Genomic DNA, 17,831 nt, shown 5'->3' with positions numbered 1-17,831 from the left:
GACGGCCTCCCTCCTCGGGCCCGTTGGATGCGCGTCGCGTCCAGGACGGGCTCGTCACGGCCGCACCCGACGAGCCGCTCGACCGTCACCCGGACGGGCACATTTTCTCCACACGTTCGTGCAACCTTTTCCGCATCCGGAAGGTCGGCATCTGCATGTACGCGCTCGTCCTGGACCGGCAGGCCCTTCGGGCCGGTTGGCCCCGCGGTCGTCGCCCGGGGCACACGGCTTCGACGCGTCGGCGGTGTCGACGGACAGAAACCCCGCGTCGGCCGTCGACTCACCCAGCCCGGAGCCTTCATGCCGTTCACCGAGGAAGACACCCGCAAGGTCCAGACGGCCGTGTCCGGGCACGTCGGCTCGGACCTGCCGGTGTTCCTCCCCATGGACGCCGACGACTTCGCGTCGTTCATGCGCCTGCACCCCGAGCGCTCCTTCTTCTGCGGCACACTCCTCGGCGGCTGCGGCAGGAAACTGGCCCCCAAGCAGTACCGCGACCGCAAGTGCCACTTCGCCCACGTGGCCGGCGCGGTCGACTGCCGTCGTACGGACGGTGACGAGGCCGGCGCCGATCATCTCTACATCGGGCGGGCACTCGCCGACTGGCTGAAACGGCAGAAGCAGCGCGCGGCCCAGCCCGCCTACAAGCCGAAGGGACACCAGGTCCGGGACGTCGTCGACGTGGCGTACGACACCGGGCGGCTGATACGCGTCCAGCTCGCCCGGCGGTCGAAGCGCGAGTGGGAGACGAGCGACGCGGAGCTCCGCGTCCGGCGCCCGCAGCTCGACTGGATCTTCGGACCCGACAGTCTCCTCGCCAACTGGCAGGTCGACCGCACCGGGTACGCACTCCGCGTGCAGTGCCGGTCCCTCGGAGCGACCCGCATCGTCGAGATCGGCACCCAGTTCCCGGACAGGCCGGTGAAGTGGGTCCCGCTCGCGCAGTGCACGCTGTCCCCGCAGGGCATCGTCACCCCGGAGCTCCTCCACACGCCGAACGGCATCGTTCCGCGTCATGCCGTCCCGGCGGGACTGCCGCTCACCCCGGCCTCCGTCCTCATCGGCGGGGCCAGGCAGTCCCGCACCACCGACACGCACCGCTTCTTCGAAGTCTCCCTACGCGTCGACGCCCGCCTGTCCCTGCCCGCTCACGCGCCACCTCCCGATGCCGAGGCCGCATACCTGCCGACGGGCGCCACCCTCTCCGTCGACGACGACGGCACATGGCTGATTCACGCCGAGGCACTGCACCGCCTCCAGCCCGAGACCTCCGCCGGGCAGCGGACGGACGGCAGCCGCCTGCCCTCTGACGCCGACCTCGTCAGGTCCTTCCGCGAGACGCTGGAGAACGCGGCACGGAGCGGGAACGTCGTGACGGTGTCCACGCTGTGCAGGCGAGCGTCCCTCCCCGGCCACGGACTTCCCGCGGAGCGATGGCGGGAACTGCTCGTCCGGGCCGAGCAGCCCCGTACGCCGGGCAAACCCGTCCTCTCCGCCCTCATCAAGGGCCGGCACGGCGGCCCGGCCCCGTTCTTCGGAGAGGTGCTGCGCGGGCTCGGCCGGCCGGGGCCCTTCTCGGACGCCGAGGTGGCCGGCATCTGGGACCGCGAGCGCGCACGTGCCCACGCGGCGTACAGCAGGGACGCAGAGGCGAACTCCCCGTCCCTCCCGGTCCACGAGACCCGGCCTCGGCCGTCGGAGGGCGGACAGCGGACCGACCCCGCCGCCACCCGGCGCCGCGCGGCCTTCGACGCGCTGCTCGACCTGGCGCACGAGGCACAACAGGCCGGTGATCTCGTCGCCTTCGAGCGCAACCTCCACCTGGCGGAACGGGCCGCCTGGTCGGCGGAGACCCACGAGCTCGTGCGGGGCCTCACCGCAGGACTGGTGGACCGGTTGGCCGAGGAGTTCCACGACACCTGGGAGCGCCTGTCCGTTCTCGTCGACCGGCTCAACCGTGAGGGTGACGACCTCCTCCCGGACCAGCTGGGTCGCGCGCTGCGCGGTGCCGAGCGACTCGCCGCAGAGCTCGGAGAGGAGCTGGCGGAGGAGGAACGCCGTGACATCGCACGCTGGCGGCGGCACCTGACGCGTATCACCGAGCGCCCCACGCTGTCCGAGCTGCGCCGCCACGCCGTCGCCGTACGCCTCGCACTACGACGGGCCGCGCGTGAGGGGCGTACGACGACCTGGGGCGAGCTGAGTCTGCGGATCGGGGCTCCTCTTTCCGCTCTCCACCCGGACGACAAGGTCGCGGTACTGGTCGAGGCCGACCGTGACACACCGGCCGGGCGGCCCCTGCTGTCCGCGCTGGTCACCGCGCACGGCAGTGACCGGCCCCATCCGCTCTACCGGCAGGTCCTGTGCCACCTGGACCGGACGACACCTCCGCCCGAGGCACTGCTCATGCACTGGCGCACGGCACTGCGCCGGCACCAGGAACTGCGGTGACGAGCCGAGGCCCAGCCCTACGCCCTGACGTAGTTGCCGCGGCAGCCGTCGTCCATGACCACCCGGAAGCCGGTGCTCCCGCCCACCACGCTGCCGGCGGGAGGCCCGGCGGCGCCCGGTGAAGTGTGCGGACCTCGTGAGGGAACCGCGCGTCACGCGTGAACACCGCACCGCCGACGCGTGGCCTTCGCCACAGCACCGATGCAAAGCGACAGAGGTGATCACCACCGCCGAGCCCGCGATCAGGCGGACATCGGCGATCCGGCACACGGGAAAGGAGTTTCGTACCGCGGTACGGGTGCAGGTCGACACCGCGTCACCCGACTATGATCGTTGAACAGTTGACTTCATCGCGCCTGCAACGAGCCTGGACGCGTTGTGGCGGCCGAGAGGCGTCGGCAGCGGGGCGGCTCGCCGTGGTGGGACGTACGAGGAAAGGTGGACAGCATGGCACTCGGACTGCTCCAGCGGTGGCGTTCCGGCAGCGCTTCCGGTGCCGCGCCGGGCCGCTCCGTGCCCCTGCCGGCCGGCGCGGGAGCGTACGGCTGCGAGGTCGTCGATCCGATGGGGCAGCCCCTGGCCGGTGTCGAGGTCACGGTGACCGCGCTGGACAGCCATCGGGCCGTGGCCCGCGGCACCACCGATCCGTACGGCCTGTTCATGGTCACGCTGCCGCCCGGGACCTACAGCGTGATGGCCGTGGCGGAGGGCCTCACGCCCGCCCGCGACAACGTCGAGATAGCTGCCGGAGCCGTCCTTCCCCCGGCGCGCATCGGGCTGCTGCCCGCCCGTCAGCTGGAACTCCCGCCGCCCGGAACCTGGTTGTTCGATCCGCCGCACACCGCCATCCGGTTCATCGCCAAGCACGTGGGCATGGCTCACGTCCACGGCCGCTTCACCCGTTTCCAGGGCGGTATCCGCATCGCGCCGGACATGGCCGATTCCCAGGTCTCGGTGCGCATCGACGCCTCCAGCATCACCACCGGCAACAAGACCCGCGACACCCATCTGCGGTCCGCCGACTTCCTCGACGTCGAGCGCTACCCGTACATCGACTTCACGAGCACCCGGTTCGTCTACCGCGGCGGCTCCCGCTGGACGCTGAACGGCACGCTCACCATGCACGGGACCAGTCGTTCCGTGGGCCTGGACACCACCTACCTCGGCACGGTGAACGGCGGTTACGAGCAGGAACTGCGCTGCGCGGCACTGGCCAGGACCGAACTGCACCGCGAGGACTTCACCCTCAACTGGCGCTCGATGCTGGCCCGCGGCATCGCGGTCGTCGGACCGACCGTGCAACTGGAGCTGGACGTCCAGGCGATGTACCGCGACGCCGGGACCCCCACACCCCCGGAGTAGGCCGGCCCGGCGGTCAGGCGGCCCTCGCCACCCCCTCCCGGTGGCCGCGGACGATCTCCCCGTACCGGTACCCCGACCCCTTGATCGTCCGCGCCTGGGTCCGGTAGTCCACGTGGACGAGTCCGAACCGCCTGTCGTAGCCGTACGCCCACTCGAAGTTGTCCAGCAGCGACCAGGCGAAGTAGCCGGCCAGCGGCGCCCCCTTGCGGGCGGCGGAGGCGCAGGCGGCGAGATGCCGCTCCAGGTAGTCCCGGCGTTCGGGATCGTCGACGGTGCCGTCGGGGCGGACCACGTCCGGGAAGGCCGAGCCGTTCTCGGTGACGTGGATCCTGCGCGCGCCGTACTCCTCGGTGAGACGCAGCAGCAGCGTCTCGATGCCGCTCGCGTCGATCTCCCAGTCCATGCCGGTGCGCGGGACGCCCTCGCGGCGCACGGAACGGGCGTACGGCGCCGGGCCGTCGGGGTCGTCGGCGACGTACGCCGGGAAGTAGTAGTTCAGGCCGAGCCAGTCCAGGGGCGCCGCGATCGTCTCCGGGTCGCCCGGCAGGGCGGGCAGTTCGACGCCGTACGTCTGGAGCATGTCCGCCGGGAATCCCCTGCCGTGGACCGGGTCGAGCCACCAGCGGTTGACGTGGCCGTCGTGGCGGCGGGCGGCCGCGGCGTCCTCGGGGCGGTCGGTGGCCGGGTGCACGGTGGAGAGGTTGTTGACGATGCCCACCTGGGCGTCGGGTGCGGCGGCCCGGACGGCGCGGGTGGCGAGGCCGTGGCCGAGCAGGAGGTGGTAGGAGGCACGGACGGCTGCCGTCAGGTCCCTCCAGCCGGGGGCCATCGTGCCCTCCAGGTGGCCGATCCAGGCCGAGCAGGACGGCTCGTTGAGGGTGGCCCAGAGCTTGACGCGGTCGCCGAGGCGGGCGGCGACGGCGGACGCGTACTCGGCGAACGCGAGGGCGGTGTTGCGCTCCGGCCAGCCGCCGCGGTCCTGGAGCGCCTGGGGCAGGTCCCAGTGGTAGAGGGTGACGGCGGGGGTGATGCCCGCCTCCAGGAGGCCGTCGACCAACGCGTCGTAGAAGTCCAGGCCCCGCGGGTTCACCGGGCCCGTTCCGTCGGGCATCACCCTGGGCCAGGCCACGGACAGGCGGTAGGCGTTGGTGCCCAGTCGCCGCATCAGGGCGATGTCCTCGCGCCAGCGGTGGTAGTGGTCGCAGGCCACGTCACCGTGGTCGCCGTTCGCGGTCTTCCCCGGGGTGTGGGAGAAGGTGTCCCAGATCGACGGCGCGCGGCCGTCCTCGGCGACGGCTCCCTCGATCTGGTACGCGGCGGTGGCCGTGCCCCACAGGAAGTCGTGCGGGAGTGCGGCGAGGTCGATGGGTACGGACACGGAAGTCCCTTCGGGGTGCGGGGTGCGGTTCACTTGACGGCGCCCGCCGTCAGCCCGGCGACGAGGTAGCGCTGCAGCAGCAGGAAGCCCGCGACCACGGGCACGCTGACGACGAGCGAGGCGGCCATGATCTGGTTCCAGTAGACGTCGTTGAGCGTGGAGTAGCCCTGGAGGCCGACGGCCAGGGTGCGCGTGGTGTCGTTGGTCATCACCGACGCGAAGAGCACCTCTCCCCAGGCGGTCATGAACGCGTACACGGCGACCGCGACGATCCCCGGGACCGCGGCCGGCACGACGATCCTGAGCAGCGCGCCGAGCGGCCCGCAGCCGTCCACCAGCGCCGCCTCGTCCAGGTCGCGCGGCACCGAGTCGAAGTACCCGATCAGCATCCAGACCGAGAACGGCAGGGAGAAGGTGAGGTAGGTCAGGATCAGGCCGCCGCGCGAGCCGAACAGGGCGATGCCGGTGGCGTTGCCGATGTTGACGTAGAGCAGGAAGAGAGGCAGGAGGAAGAGGATGCCCGGGAACATCTGCGTCGACAGCACGGTGACCGTGAAGACGCGCCTGCCCCGGAAGCCGTAGCGGCTGACGGCGTAGGCGGCGAACACCGCGACGACCACCGAGCAGACCGTCGCCGCGCCCGCGACGATCAGCGAGTTCATGAAGTACCGGGCGAGCGGGACCGTCGACCAGATGTCGAGGTACGGACGGACCGTCAGATGGCTGGGCAGCCAGCGGAACTCGCCCGTCACGTCCGCGAGGGGCTTCAGCGAGCCGGAGACCATCACGTACACCGGGACCAGTACGAAGCCGGTGAGCAGGGTGAGGAAGATCCGCCGGGACCACAGGAACGAACGGGGCGGCGCCGTCGGCGAGTCAGACATCGGCGGTCCTCCGTCCGCGCGAGGTGAACATCAGGTACAGGCCCGTCACGAGCAGCAGGAACAGCAGCAGCAGGACGGACATGGCCGAGCCGGTGCCGAAGTTCCAGGTGACGAAGGAGGCCTGGTAGATGTGCACCGAGACGAGGTCCGCCGCCTGCGGCGCGGCCCGGCCGAACAGGACGTACGGGGTGTTGAAGTCGTTGAACGTCCACAGGAACAGCACCAGGACCAGCACCTGGTTGACCGGGCGCAGCGACGGCAGGGTGATGCGGCGGATCCGCTGCCACACCCCGGCGCCGTCCAGTGCGGCGGCCTCGTACAGCTCGCCGGGGATGTTCTGCAGCCCCGCCGTCACGATGAGGAACGCGAACGGCCAGCCCTTCCACACCGACACGACGAGCAGCGCGTAGAAGCTGTTGTCGCCGATCAGCCAGAAGGACGGCTTGCCGGTGAGGTGCAGCTGGTCGTGCAGGACGTGGTTCACCAGGCCGTTGTCGTGCTGGAACATGAACACCCAGGTGATGACGGCCGCGTAGACGGGCAGCGCGTACGGCACCAGGAACAGGGCGCGCAGCAGGCCGCGGCCGCGGAAGGTGTCCTGCATGAAGACGGCGGCGGCCGTGCCGGTCAGCCAGCACAGGGCGACCGACAGCAGGGTGAAGCCGACGGTGACGAAGAAGGAGTGCAGCAGCGCCTCGCCGACGGGGGCGTCGAAGTCCACGGCGACGCGGTAGTTGGCGAAGCCGGACCATGGGGCGGTGCCCCAGTCGCGGATGTAGAACTGTGTCAGTTCCTTGAAGCTCATCACGACGCCGACGGCCATCGGCACCAGGTGGACGAGGAGTTCGAGGAGCAGGGCGGGCAGGAGCAGCAGGTACGGCAGCCCGGTGCGGCGGATCCGCCCGGCGCGGCGGCGGGGTTCGCGAGCCGGCGCACCGGATGCGTCCCCCCGCGCTGTCTCCCGCACGGCGGTGGTCGTCATCGGGCTCACTTCGCGGGCATCTGCTGCTGGGCCTTGGCGAGCCGTGCCTTCACCGAGGCGGTGGTGACCGCGCGTCCGGCGGCCGCGTCGGCGAACAGTTCCTTCACGGCCGTACCGACCGCCGTCTCGAACTGCGACTCGTCCGCGACCTGTGGCAGCGCGACGGCGCTCTTGGCCAGGGTGTCCTTCAGGACGGCGTTCGCGGGGGTGGCGAACGCGGCGTCGGACTGGGCGGAGCGGACCGGCGGGATGGTGCTGTAGGCCGTGTTGAGGATCTTCTGCTCCTCGTCGCCGGTCATGAACTTCACGAACTTCATGGCGCCGTCGAGGTTGTCGGTGTTCTTGAAGACGGCCAGGTTGATGCCCGCGACCATCGAGTTGACCTGGGTGCCGGTGCCGGGGGTGCCGGAGGGGACGGGCACGGGTGCGATGCCGTAGTCGTCCTCGTTCATGCCCTGCGACGTGAGGTTGGCGGACGCGGACTGCCACAGCAGCATCGCCAGCTTGCCCTTGGCGAAGTCGCTCACCGACTGGTTCTGCGCGTACTCGGCGTCACCGGCGGGGATGACCTTGTCCTTCGCCATGAGGCCGACGTACTGCTGGACCGCGGCGACCACGCCGTCGTCCGTGAAGTCGGGTTTGCCGTCGGCGGTGAAGAAGTCGGCGCCGTGCTGCTTGGCGAAGACGAAGACGTGGTGGATGTTCTCGGCGAGGTTCGCGCCCTCGGCGCCGAGGACCGCCTTGCCCTTCGCCCTGATCTTCCTGCCGTCGGCGACGAGTTCGTCCCAGGTGGCCGGGGGCTTGGCGATGCCGGCGTCGGCGAAGATCTTCTTGTTGTAGTAGAGCGCGTACGCCATCGAGTACAGCGGCACCGCGGCCGGATCCTGGCCGGCCGCGCCGGTCGAGCCGAGCGCCGAGTCGACGAAGCGGTCCTTGCCGCCGATCTTGCCGAAGTTCCCCGCGTCCCAGGGCAGCAGCGCGCCGGTGGCCTGCAGGGAGGCGCTCCAGGTGTTGCCGATGTTCAGGACGTCGGGGCCCTGACCTGAGGTGGTCGCGGTGAGGATCCGGTTGAGCAGGTCGGACCAGGGCACGACCTCCAGCTTCACCTTGATGCCGGTCCGCCTGGCGAACTTGTCGAGTTCGGGCTGGAGGACCTTCTTGTCCACCGGGATGCTCGCGCCCTGGTTGGACGCCCAGTAGGTCAGCGTCTTCGGTGAGTCGTTGGACCCCCCGCCCGTCGGTGAACCGCCTCCGCAGGCCGAGGCGGCCAGGGCGAGAGACAGGGTGACGGCCCCCACGGCCGCGACTCGGATGCTGCGCATGGCTCCCGGTGTCCCTTCGGGGATGACACTCACGGCTTAATTTAGGACGTGAGTTAAACCGAGGAGAAGAGACCCGTCAAGGGGTGCGGCAACGCTCACGGAACTCCGGTCCCGCCTCTTGACGCGCCCGTTCGGGCAGTTGAAACATTCACCGGCGAGAGAGCGCTCCCAAGACCCCACCGCGCCGGCGTCGACGTGGGCGAGGATGCCCAGATCGCGGACGGCGGCCGACTCAGGGGTGACGTGCGGACGGAGTGCGGTGCGCATGACCCGATGCCTTTCGCATGGATGCGGAATGGGCGGCGCGATTCCCGGGCAGACAAATGGCCGATCGACCGTCGGCAGGAGGTCGTCGGTGGGCACCGAGGCGACGGATGTGGCATACGGATGCGGAATACGTCAGCGGTGTGCCGCGGGGTTCCGGTGCCGGCCGCGCTGCGGGCACCGGACGGACGAGGACACGAGGATCACCTCGTACCGGGAACGGGGAGCGGCGACGACGGCGTGGTCACGCACGGCGCAGCTCCCCTCACCGGTCGGCTGGTCACGCACAGCACGCCGTCCCGTGGTGGCGGCGCGCGACGCATCGTGGGTGCAGGGAGGACGGCCGGGTTGGGGCACCGAATTTCTTTCGGTGCCCGGTATTGCCGAAGCTCCCCGACAGGCGGGGAAAACACGGAGATTCCGGTTCGGTACCGTTCCTCCGCGCTCTTCCTGGAATTCGTTCCACCGGCCCGATACTTTCCGGACATTCGTCCGACAGGCATCGGCCAACCACGGGGCGGCGGCGGCACGCTGCCACGCAGGGAGCGGCGTGCCGGAGACGGTGCACCGGGAGGGCTGTTACGGACCCGCGTCCGTCCGAAAAGCGACGGTCGAGTGCCGCTGACAGAACACCGGCGGACAGCGGCCGGAGAATCCGCCACCCGGTCGCGATGGCGGTGACCACACGCCCGGCACACGGAAGTTGCGCCGCGGCGACCCATGGGCGGGCGGGCGGGACGGCCGCCGAAGCCCCCGCGGTCCGCGGTACCGGCGCGCCGGGTGTCCGCCCGCGCCCGGCACCGGACATGGCCGAGAAGCCGGGATGCCGGCGTCCGGTCCGGGCCTCGCCGGACACCGCCCGGGCGGTGTCCGGACGGTGGCCGGGGCGTGGCCGGTGGACGCCCTCCCGCCTTCGGAGCAGACCTAACCTGTTCCCACAGCAGACTTGAAATGATCACGGCAAGCAGATGGATTGGACTCGATTGGACACGCACAAAACGCGGAAGACGAGGTTCGCCACACTGCGCCGCGGCCTGATGATCCCGGCACCCGCTCTGGCCCTGATCGCGGGAACGCTCTTCTCGCGCGTGGGCGACTCCCTCGCCTCCCTCGGCATGGTGCTGGACGCGGCGGACCACGGCATCCGCTGGGGGGTCACCGAGGTCTTCCTGGCCGAACTGATCCCCACCGTGCTCGCCGCTCCCCTGGTCGGGGCACTGGTGGACCGGATCAGCGCCCGGTCGGTGTGCCTGTCGGCGCTGACCGTTCAGGCGCTGTCCTTCGGTGCCGCCGCCGCCGTGGACGCCTTCCACCTGCGGGTGGCGCTGATCGCCCTGTCGGGGCTGGCCGGTGTGGCGTCGGTGACGGCCGGTTTCAAGATGCTGCCGGTGGTCGCGGGCAGCGAGCACACCGGACGGGCCAACAGCCTGCTCACCGCGGGACTGTCGACGGCCGGGCTGATCGGCCCGCCGCTGGCCGGCTTCCTGCACTCCGCGCGCGGCACCGCGTTCCTGCTCGGCGCCGACGCCGTGTCGTTCCTCCTTCTCGCCGGGTGCACGGCACTGGCCGTCCCGCGCCGTACGGACGTGTCGGTCGGACGCCGGCCGGCCGCGAAGCTCTCGGACGGCTACCACGCCCTGCGCGAGGCCCCGGTGGTGGGCATGCTGCTGCCCACGCTCGCCGCGGCGATGCTGGCCACCAGCATCGAGGGGGTCGCCGGCGTCTTCTATCTGCGCAACGTCGCCGACGGCAACGAAACCCTCTTCGGGTTCTTCCTGGCCACCTGGGCGCTGGGCAGCATTCCCGGCGCGCTCCTGGCCGGCCGCGCGGGCTGGTCGGCGCGGCACACCGCGCTCATCCTGGGCGGAGTGCTCGGCATCTCCGTCGCCCTGCTGAGCGCCGGACTGCTGCCGGTGGCCGCGGTGATCTTCCCGCTGTTCCTGCTGGGCGGGTTCGGCAACGGTGTATGCAATGTCGGTCTACGAAATGCCGTGCACAGCCAGGTGCCGGCAGAGGTGCACGGCAGCGCGTGGGCCTGCTACCAGGCACTGTCGCGCATCTGCATCGGCCTGGGCTTCGTCCTGGGCACCCCGAACGCCCTCGTCTCCAGCCGCGGCCAGGTGATCGTCTCCGGGGCCGTCCCGCTGGCCTTCTCCCTGTGGGCCCTGCTCGGCCTGGGCCGCCGGGGGCAGTCGTTCCTCGGCGAGTCCCCGGCCGGGATCGGCAAAGCCCCGGGCTGAAGAGGCACCCGTCCGCGCCGCCGTATCATGCCGGGCTTTCGCCCGATCCACGTCGTTCGCCCAGGTGTGCTGTGGTTTCGTTGCATCATCCGGGTCGTCCATCGGCGGGAAGTGGTTCGCATGGCTCACGACGGTCCCGGCGACCGTGCCATGGCACTGAGCCGTGAGCGCTTCCTGGCCGGTGAGCCGGTGGGGCCGGGGCGTCGGGCGGCCATGACCGACGAGGGCGGTCACGGCCTGTTCCTCGCCCGGCTCGCCCAGCGCTGGGGTACCCGTCACCCACCCTGCGGCAAGGTGATCTGGGCGGAGCAGCCGATCCCCGGAAGCTGAGCCGCCGGCCCGGCCGCCGGGGATACACCATCACCCGTTTCGTGCGTATGGTGCACATATGCGTGATGTTCGGTGCGGCTGGTGCGGGACGCCGCTGCCGGATCAGGGCGGCGCCCAGCGGCGGTACTGCCGCCCGGCGCACCGGCAGGCGGCCTGGCGGGCACGCCGTCGCTCGGAAGGCGCGGCCACGGCCCGGCAGGCGATGGTGCTCGCCGACGCGGAGCTGCTGGCCCGGGCGCGGACGGTACTGCACCAGGCGGACGACCTGCCCGCGGGGCAGGCCGCGATGGGCGGGAACAGCGCCGCGGTGGCCGAGGTCTTCCGGCTGGCCGGGCAGCTGGTGGAGCGTGCGGTGCTCGCCGACCGGCGGGCCGGGGCCAGCTGGGCGCGCATCGGTGCCGCCCTGGGCATCACCGGGACGACGGCCAGACGCCGCTTCGGGCGGGTCGAGGCCGCGCCGGAGGATGCGCGGGCCGCGCCGGAGGATGCCACCGCCGGTGGCACCGGCTGCGAGCTGCTGGAGCCCCTGCTCCTGCGGGCGGTGCGGGAGGCGGACGCGTCCGCGGGCGGTCTCTTCCTCCTGTCCCCGGACCGGGGGGAGCTGCGGCCGGCCGTGACGACCGGCGGCAGGGCCGCGGGAATCTGGGAACGGGTGGCGCCGGCGGGCGCCGGGCCGGTGGCCGACGCGGTCCGTGAGCGGCGGCCGGTGTGGGTCGGCAGTCATACGGAACTGGCCCGCCGCTACCCGAGGATCGCGCTCGCGTTCCCCTACCCCGCGGCGGTGGCCGCCGCACCGGTCACGGCCGACACGGTCACCTGGGGCGCGCTGGCACTGCTGTGGCCCGGCTCGCATCCGCCGGAACTGAGCGCCCACCAGCGCGAGGTGATCAGCGCCGTCTGCGAGCGTACGGGTGCGCTGCTGCGGCAGGCCGCCGGGGACGGCCGTCCGATCCTGCCCGGGGAACGACCGCACGTGCCGGGCCCGCAGGGCGCCCAGGTCCCCCGCCTGCCGGAGGCGCTGGCCGCCGTGGACCTCGTCGACCGCCTCGCGGAGGGCTGCGTCGGGCTCGATCTGGAGGGCCGGATCACCTTCGTCAGTGCCGCCGCCCGCGACCTGCTCGGCGGCGGCACCGCGGACCTGCTCGGCACACCGCTGTGGGAGGCACTGGCCTGGCTGGACGAGCCGGTCTTCCAGGATCACCACCGGGCCGCCGTGATCAGCCGCCGCCCGGCCTTCTTCACGGCCAGGCGCCCACCGGACCAGTGGCTGGACTTCCAGCTCCACCCGGACGACTCCGGCGTCAGCGTCCGCATCACCCCCGCCGAGCGCACCGGCCCGGCGGACCGCCCGCGCCCGGGCTCCGGGGCCGGCACCGCCGGGCCGACCAGGGCCCGCGCCCTGTACGACCTGCTGCACCTGGCCGCCTCCCTGACCCAGGCCGTCAGCGTGCGGGACGTGGTGGAACTGTCCGCCGACGAGATCATGCCCGCCTTCGACGCCCAGGGCTTCGTCCTGGCGGTGACCGAAGGCGGCCGGCTGTGCATCGTCGGCTCCCGCGGGTACCGGCCCGAGGTCCTCCGCCCCCTCGACGGGCCGCCGCTCACGGACCGGTCGGCTCCCACCGTGTACGCGCTGGCCGAGGCGGCCCCGCTCTTCTTCTCCACCCCGCGGGAGATGGAACGGTTCCACCCCGACATCCCGCGGCTGACCAAAAGGTCGGCCTGGGCCTTCCTGCCGCTGATCGTCTCCGGCCGTCCCGTGGGCTGCTGGACCCTGACCTTCGACCGGCCCCGCCCCTTCACCTGCGACGAGCGCGCCGTCCTGACCTCGCTGGCCGGACTCATCGCCCAGGCCCTGGACCGCGCGCGGCTGTACGACGCCAAGCACCAGCTCGCCCACAATCTGCAGACCGGCCTGCTGCCCCAGGCCCTGCCGGCCGTGCCGGGGCTGGAGATCGCCGCCCGCTACCTGCCCGCGGCCCACGGCATGGACGTCGGCGGCGACTTCTACGACCTCATCCGGCTGGGCGGCACCGGGGTCGCCGCCGCCATCGGCGACGTCCAGGGCCACAACATGACCGCGGCCGCCGTCATGGGACAGGTCCGCACCGCCGTGCACGCCACCGCCGGCGCTCCCCCGGGTGAGGTCCTCGCCCGCACCAACCGCCTGCTCACCGACTTCGACGCCGGGCTCTTCGCCAGTTGCCTGTACGTCCACGTCGACCTCGCGCACCACCGCGCCCGGCTGGCCAGCGCCGGACACCCGCCCGCGCTGCTGCGCCGTCCCGACGGACACACCGAGGTCGTCAGCCCGCCGCCCGGGCTCCTGCTGGGCATCGACCCCGCCGCCGACTACCAGGGCGAGGAGATCGCCCTGCCGCCCGGCACCGTGCTCGCCCTGTACACCGACGGCCTGGTCGAATCACCCGGGGTCGATCCCGACGACGCCACCGCCGCGCTCGCCGACCACCTCGCACGGGCGGGTGACCAGCCTCTCGACGCCGTCGCCGACCACCTCATGGACCACACCTCGCGGGCCGTTCCCCGCAGCGACGACATCGCCCTGCTGCTGCTCCATCCGCGGCCGCCGCGGGCGTCCCGCCGGGCCGGGGACTGACCCTCCCCCGCCGCGGCGCGGGATCAGGCGCCGGACCTCCGGCCCCGGCACCGCTCCGGCTGCGCGGACGCCCCGCCGGTCAGGGCGTCCAGCGCGGTGATCGCCACATGGAGCTGGGTGCACTGCGCGCCGGACTCCAGGTCGCTCCCGAGGAGCCGTTCGATGGTGTGCAGCCGCTGGTAGAGCGCCTGCCGGGAGAGGCCGACCTGCCGGGCCGCGATGGACTTGTTGCCCCCCGCGGCGAGGTAGCCGCGCAGGGTGGCGAGCAGGTCCGAGTCGTGCCGGTCGTCGTGCTGGACGAGCCGGCCGAGCTGCCGCTCCACGTACTTCTGCACCCGGACGTCCTCACGCAGCGCGTACATGAGCTCCGGCAGTCCGATGTCGGAGGGCACGTGGAACGGCCGGGAGGGGGTGGCGGGTCCGATGGCGTCGGCCACCTGCTCGGCCTCCCGGAAGGACCGGGCCACCTGCCCGATGTCCGTCTCCCCGGGGCCGACGGCGACGACGGGCCGTGCGCCCAGCACCTCGGTGGCCATGTCGGACAGCCGCTCCACGACCGGCTGCCAGGCGCTCGCCAGGGCCAGCGCCAGCAGGACGCCGAGGCGGTGCGGGGACAGACGGCCGACGAGGGCCCGCACCCCGGAGTTGCGCAGTTCCTCGGCGAGGCGGTCGTCGAGGCCGTCCCCGGCGCCGGCGGGCAGGCATCCGTCGTCGACGACCAGGCCGATGAGCCGGTGCCCGACGGTGGGCAGCCCGAGTGCCTCGGTGCGTATCCGGGCCTCGGTCCGGCTCGTCACCCGCCATTCCATCAGGTCCACCAGGACCGACCGGTGGGCCTGGCGGTCCCACCGGTCCTGGCCGGTCAGCCGGGCCAAGGTCAGGGCGACGGCGGCACGCTCGAGGATCATGCCGTGCTCCGGTCCGGCCGGACCGCCGGCCGGGGCGGGCAGCATGACCAGTCGTCCCCAGCGCCGTCCCTCCTGCACCACCGGCGCCACCATCCAGTCCTCGGGCCCGCTCAGGCCCGTCCGGTCCGGGGTGGGCGTCGCCCGGGAACGCCGCGGCCACGCGTCGAGCACCTGGCCGACGGGCAGCCCGGCGGTGTGGTACTCGACCGCGTGGTGCACCAGGTTCTCCAGCACCACCGGCTGGCCGGTGAGCTCGGCCGCCGCCTTCACCAGTTCCCCGGGCCGGGCCCTGCGCAGGGTGAGGGCGGTGAAGATGTCGTGCACCTGCTGAGAGCGGCGGAGCAGTTCGCCCTGCGCGTCCAGGATGAGCGCGTGCACGGTCTGGGTGACCTCGATGAAGCGGACGCCCCGGGCCAGCACGATCAGCGGCAGGTCGCGTTCCCGGCAGGCGGTGACCAGCTCGGCGGGGGCCTGCTGGTAGCGGCGGCCGAGTTCGATGACCAGCCCGGCGGCCTGGACGTCGGCGAGCTGGTCGACGTAGTCCCGCAGCCGGGCCGGGTCGCCGGGCTGCGGCATGCCGGTGGTGAGGACCAGCTCGCCGCCCTCCAGGAAGGAGGCGGGGTCGAGCAGTTCGGTGACGTGCACCCAGCGGACGGGCCGGCTCAGCCGGCCCTCCCCGGCCACCACTCTGGGCAGGCCGGCGGCCAGGACGGGCAGCCGCAGACAGTCGGCGACCGTGAGGAACGGCATGGGCGAAGACTCCGGGGGCGCCGGTCGCGGGTACCGGCAGGTAGACGGAATGTTTCCGGCCACTCTGGCAAGAGTGCGGGCGTCACGCAAGAAAGGATCTTGCCTACCCCGCTATGCCACCGCCGCCCGCCCCGCCTGCGGAAACAGGAAGGACGGGCGGCGCGAGGGGCGCCGGCCGTCAGGGACGGCGGGCGATCAGATCGGCCAGGGTGGCGATCGGCGAGGTGCGGGTCCGGCCGCCCGCCTCGTGCCGGTCGGCGTACCCGTACGCGACGTACAGTCCGCGCACCCCGATCCAGCGGAACGGCTCCGGCTCCCAGGTGCCGGAACGGTGCCCCACCCACGGCAGCCGGGTCAGCCCGCTCTCCCGCCCGAGCACCAGGTCGGTGAGGGTGCGGGCGGCCAGGTTGGTGGAGGTCACGCCGTGGCCGACGTAGCCGCCGGCATGGCCGAGGCCGGTGGAGCGGTTCAGGCCGATCGTCGCCGACCAGTCGCGCGGCACCGCGAGCACCCCGCACCAGGCGTGGTCGACCCGGGCCCCGGTGGTGGCCGGCATCATCGTGTTCAGCGTGGCGACCAGCTGCCCGACGGTCTTCTCGCTGACCCGCCCGTCCTTGTCCGTGCGGGAGCCGAACCGGTAGGGCACCCCCCGGCCGCCGATGGCGATCCGGTCGTCCGGGGTGCGCTGGGCGTACATGTGGCCGTGCGCGGTGTCGCCGAGGGTCTCCCGGCCCTCCCAGCCGATCTCGTCCCAGACCTCCGCGGGCAGCGGCTCGGTGACGATCATCGAACTGTTCATGGGCAGCCAGGCCCGGCGCAGCCCCTTGAGCGAGGAGGTGAACCCCTCGGTGGCACGGAGCACCACCGGCGCCGACACGACGCCCCGCGAGGTGACGGCCCGGCCCGGCCTGATCTCGGTGACCGGGGTCTTCTCGTAGAGGGTGACGCCCATCGCCTCGACGGTGCCGGCCAGTCCCCGCACCAGCGAGGCCGGCTGGAGCCGGGCGCAGTGCGGGGTGTAGGCGGCGGCCGTCACCCCATCGACGCGGATGTGCCCGTCCGCCTCGGCCGGGGTGAGCAGCACCGACTCCTTGACGCCCCACTCGTGGTCCTGCTCGACCTTGTGGCGCAGCCGGGTGGCCTGGGCGGGGGTGCGGGCGACCCGCAGGGTGCCGCCCTTGACGATGTCGGCGTCGATGCCCTCGCGGGCCGCGACCTCGATGATCTCGTCGACCGCCTCGTTCATGGCCTGCTGCCAGTCCAGCACGGCCTCGCGGCCGTACTGTCCGGCGAGGCGGTCCCGGGCGCCCGGGACCAGACCGGAGGCCCAGCCGCCGTTGCGTCCGGAGGCGCCGAACCCGGCGAACTCCGCTTCCAGGACGGTGATCCGCAGCGAGGGATCCGCCTTCTTCAGGTAGTACGCCGTCCACAGACCGGTCAGCCCGGCTCCGACGATGCAGACGTCGGCGTCGCGGTTGCCGGGCAGCGCCGGCCGTGGGACGGGGAGTTCGGCGAACCAGTGGGCGACGCGGCCGTTGACCAGGGCGGTCGGGCCGGCTGTGGGGGCGGACATGGGATCCCTTTCGCAGCGGACTGAAGCGGGTGTCTGTTCGGGCGGACCGTCGTCAGACACCGAGCAGGCCGGGCAGCTCGGACAGGTCCTTGATCTCCTCGTACGGCTGGAAGTGGGCCGAGCCCGGGAAGCCGTAGCGGTTGACCCAGATGCGCCGCATGCCCTCGTACCGCTTGGTGGGCATGATGTCGTACTCCCAGCCCTGGGCCGTGTGGATGATGTCCTGCGGGCCGCGGCCGGTGGCCTTGAACAGGTACTCGAAGGCCTGCGGGAGCGGCTTGTAGGCGCCGGCCTGCTCGGCGGTGAGGACGTAGTCCCACTCCACGCCGAGGGCGTCGACGGCGTAGGAGATCAGGTCGTCCTCGCTGTTGGAGAGGATGGCGATGTCGTACTCGCCCTTCAGACGGCGCAGCGCGTCCGGGACCTCCTGGAACGGCTGGAACTTCTTGATCGCCTCGATCAGCGCGTCGCCGTCCTCGTCCCGGTACTCCAGGCCGTGCAGCAGCATCACGTTGTTCAGGGTGCTCCGGACGACCTCCCGGTAGGGGCGGTAGCGGTCGACGACGCCCTGGAAGCGCATGACGTAGGCGTCGTGGTGGAACTGCTTGGGGTCGACGCCCGCCTCGGCGAGCCGGTCCTTGACGATCTCGTGGGTCGCGGCCCGGGTGTCGAAGTTGATCAGGGTGCGGTAGCAGTCGAAGGAGACGACCTTGCGCATGGGAGGAACCTTTCGCTGGTGATGTCGTGCGGGAAGGGTCGGAACAGGGTGA

At 72.2% G+C, this 17,831-nt stretch carries 12 protein-coding genes; 5 read left to right on the top strand and 7 right to left on the bottom strand.

From position 1 onward, the window contains the following. Positions 1 to 300: 300 nt before the first annotated feature. Together ABZX30_RS25280 and ABZX30_RS25275 are read left to right on the top strand one after the other, a co-directional pair. Positions 301 to 2,451 (top strand): competence protein CoiA family protein, encoded by a 2,151-nt coding sequence (locus ABZX30_RS25280; RefSeq protein WP_355937259.1) that lies wholly within the window; start codon positions 301 to 303, stop codon positions 2,449 to 2,451. A 447-nt stretch (positions 2,452 to 2,898) separates the two neighbouring features. Next, entirely contained in the window at positions 2,899 to 3,813 is a 915-nt protein-coding gene (locus tag ABZX30_RS25275) for a YceI family protein (protein WP_355937256.1), read from the top strand. A 13-nt stretch (positions 3,814 to 3,826) separates the two neighbouring features. Here ABZX30_RS25275 and ABZX30_RS25270 read toward each other — a convergent pair whose 3' ends face one another. Genes ABZX30_RS25270 through ABZX30_RS25255 form a run of 4 tightly spaced genes read right to left on the bottom strand, consistent with a single transcriptional unit; the run spans position 3,827 to position 8,379 of the window. Then, the gene (locus tag ABZX30_RS25270) at positions 3,827 to 5,191 is read right to left on the bottom strand and encodes a GH1 family beta-glucosidase (RefSeq protein ID WP_355937253.1); all 1,365 of its coding nucleotides are present in this window, start codon (positions 5,189 to 5,191) and stop codon (positions 3,827 to 3,829) included. Positions 5,192 to 5,220: 29 nt separating this feature from the next. Continuing rightward, positions 5,221 to 6,075, bottom strand: coding sequence for a carbohydrate ABC transporter permease (locus ABZX30_RS25265; RefSeq protein WP_355937252.1), 855 nt, complete (start codon positions 6,073 to 6,075; stop codon positions 5,221 to 5,223). Then, positions 6,068 to 7,057: a sugar ABC transporter permease gene (locus ABZX30_RS25260; protein ID WP_355937250.1), complete on the bottom strand. Its 990-nt coding sequence runs from the start codon at positions 7,055 to 7,057 to the stop codon at positions 6,068 to 6,070. Before ABZX30_RS25260 ends, ABZX30_RS25265 begins: the two co-directional genes overlap by 8 nt. Positions 7,058 to 7,062: 5 nt before the next feature. Next, on the bottom strand, positions 7,063 to 8,379 hold the full coding sequence (locus ABZX30_RS25255; RefSeq protein WP_355937248.1) for a sugar ABC transporter substrate-binding protein: 1,317 nt from the start codon (positions 8,377 to 8,379) through the stop codon (positions 7,063 to 7,065). Positions 8,380 to 9,626: 1,247 nt separating this feature from the next. Here ABZX30_RS25255 and ABZX30_RS25250 point away from each other — a divergent pair. The 3 genes from ABZX30_RS25250 to ABZX30_RS25240 all read left to right on the top strand — a co-directional run bounded on the left by ABZX30_RS25250 (position 9,627) and on the right by ABZX30_RS25240 (position 13,830). Next, positions 9,627 to 10,883: an MFS transporter gene (locus ABZX30_RS25250; protein ID WP_355937246.1), complete on the top strand. Its 1,257-nt coding sequence runs from the start codon at positions 9,627 to 9,629 to the stop codon at positions 10,881 to 10,883. A 120-nt stretch (positions 10,884 to 11,003) separates the two neighbouring features. Further along, positions 11,004 to 11,213, top strand: a complete 210-nt coding sequence (locus ABZX30_RS25245; protein ID WP_355937243.1) for a hypothetical protein — start codon at positions 11,004 to 11,006, stop codon at positions 11,211 to 11,213. Positions 11,214 to 11,271: 58 nt separating this feature from the next. Then, on the top strand, positions 11,272 to 13,830 hold the full coding sequence (locus ABZX30_RS25240; RefSeq protein ID WP_355937240.1) for a SpoIIE family protein phosphatase: 2,559 nt from the start codon (positions 11,272 to 11,274) through the stop codon (positions 13,828 to 13,830). Positions 13,831 to 13,853: 23 nt separating this feature from the next. On the opposite strand, the gene ABZX30_RS25235 is transcribed toward ABZX30_RS25240, so the two are convergent. The 3 genes from ABZX30_RS25235 to ABZX30_RS25225 form a co-directional block, all read right to left on the bottom strand. After that, the gene (locus ABZX30_RS25235; protein WP_355937237.1) at positions 13,854 to 15,488 is read right to left on the bottom strand and encodes a PucR family transcriptional regulator ligand-binding domain-containing protein; all 1,635 of its coding nucleotides are present in this window, start codon (positions 15,486 to 15,488) and stop codon (positions 13,854 to 13,856) included. 178 nt (positions 15,489 to 15,666) lie between these two features. Then, positions 15,667 to 17,061 (bottom strand): FAD-dependent oxidoreductase, encoded by a 1,395-nt coding sequence (locus ABZX30_RS25230; protein WP_355937235.1) that lies wholly within the window; start codon positions 17,059 to 17,061, stop codon positions 15,667 to 15,669. Positions 17,062 to 17,113: 52 nt separating this feature from the next. Further along, positions 17,114 to 17,779, bottom strand: a complete 666-nt coding sequence (locus ABZX30_RS25225; RefSeq protein ID WP_355937233.1) for an HAD-IA family hydrolase — start codon at positions 17,777 to 17,779, stop codon at positions 17,114 to 17,116. Between the last annotated feature and the right edge of the window lie 52 nt (positions 17,780 to 17,831).

It is taken from the genome of Streptomyces sp. NPDC004542 (assembly GCF_040610035.1).
GTDB lineage: Bacteria > Actinomycetota > Actinomycetes > Streptomycetales > Streptomycetaceae > Streptomyces.
The sequence above is the reverse complement of the archived record's forward strand: the minus strand, read 5'-3'. Positions and strand labels throughout refer to the sequence as shown.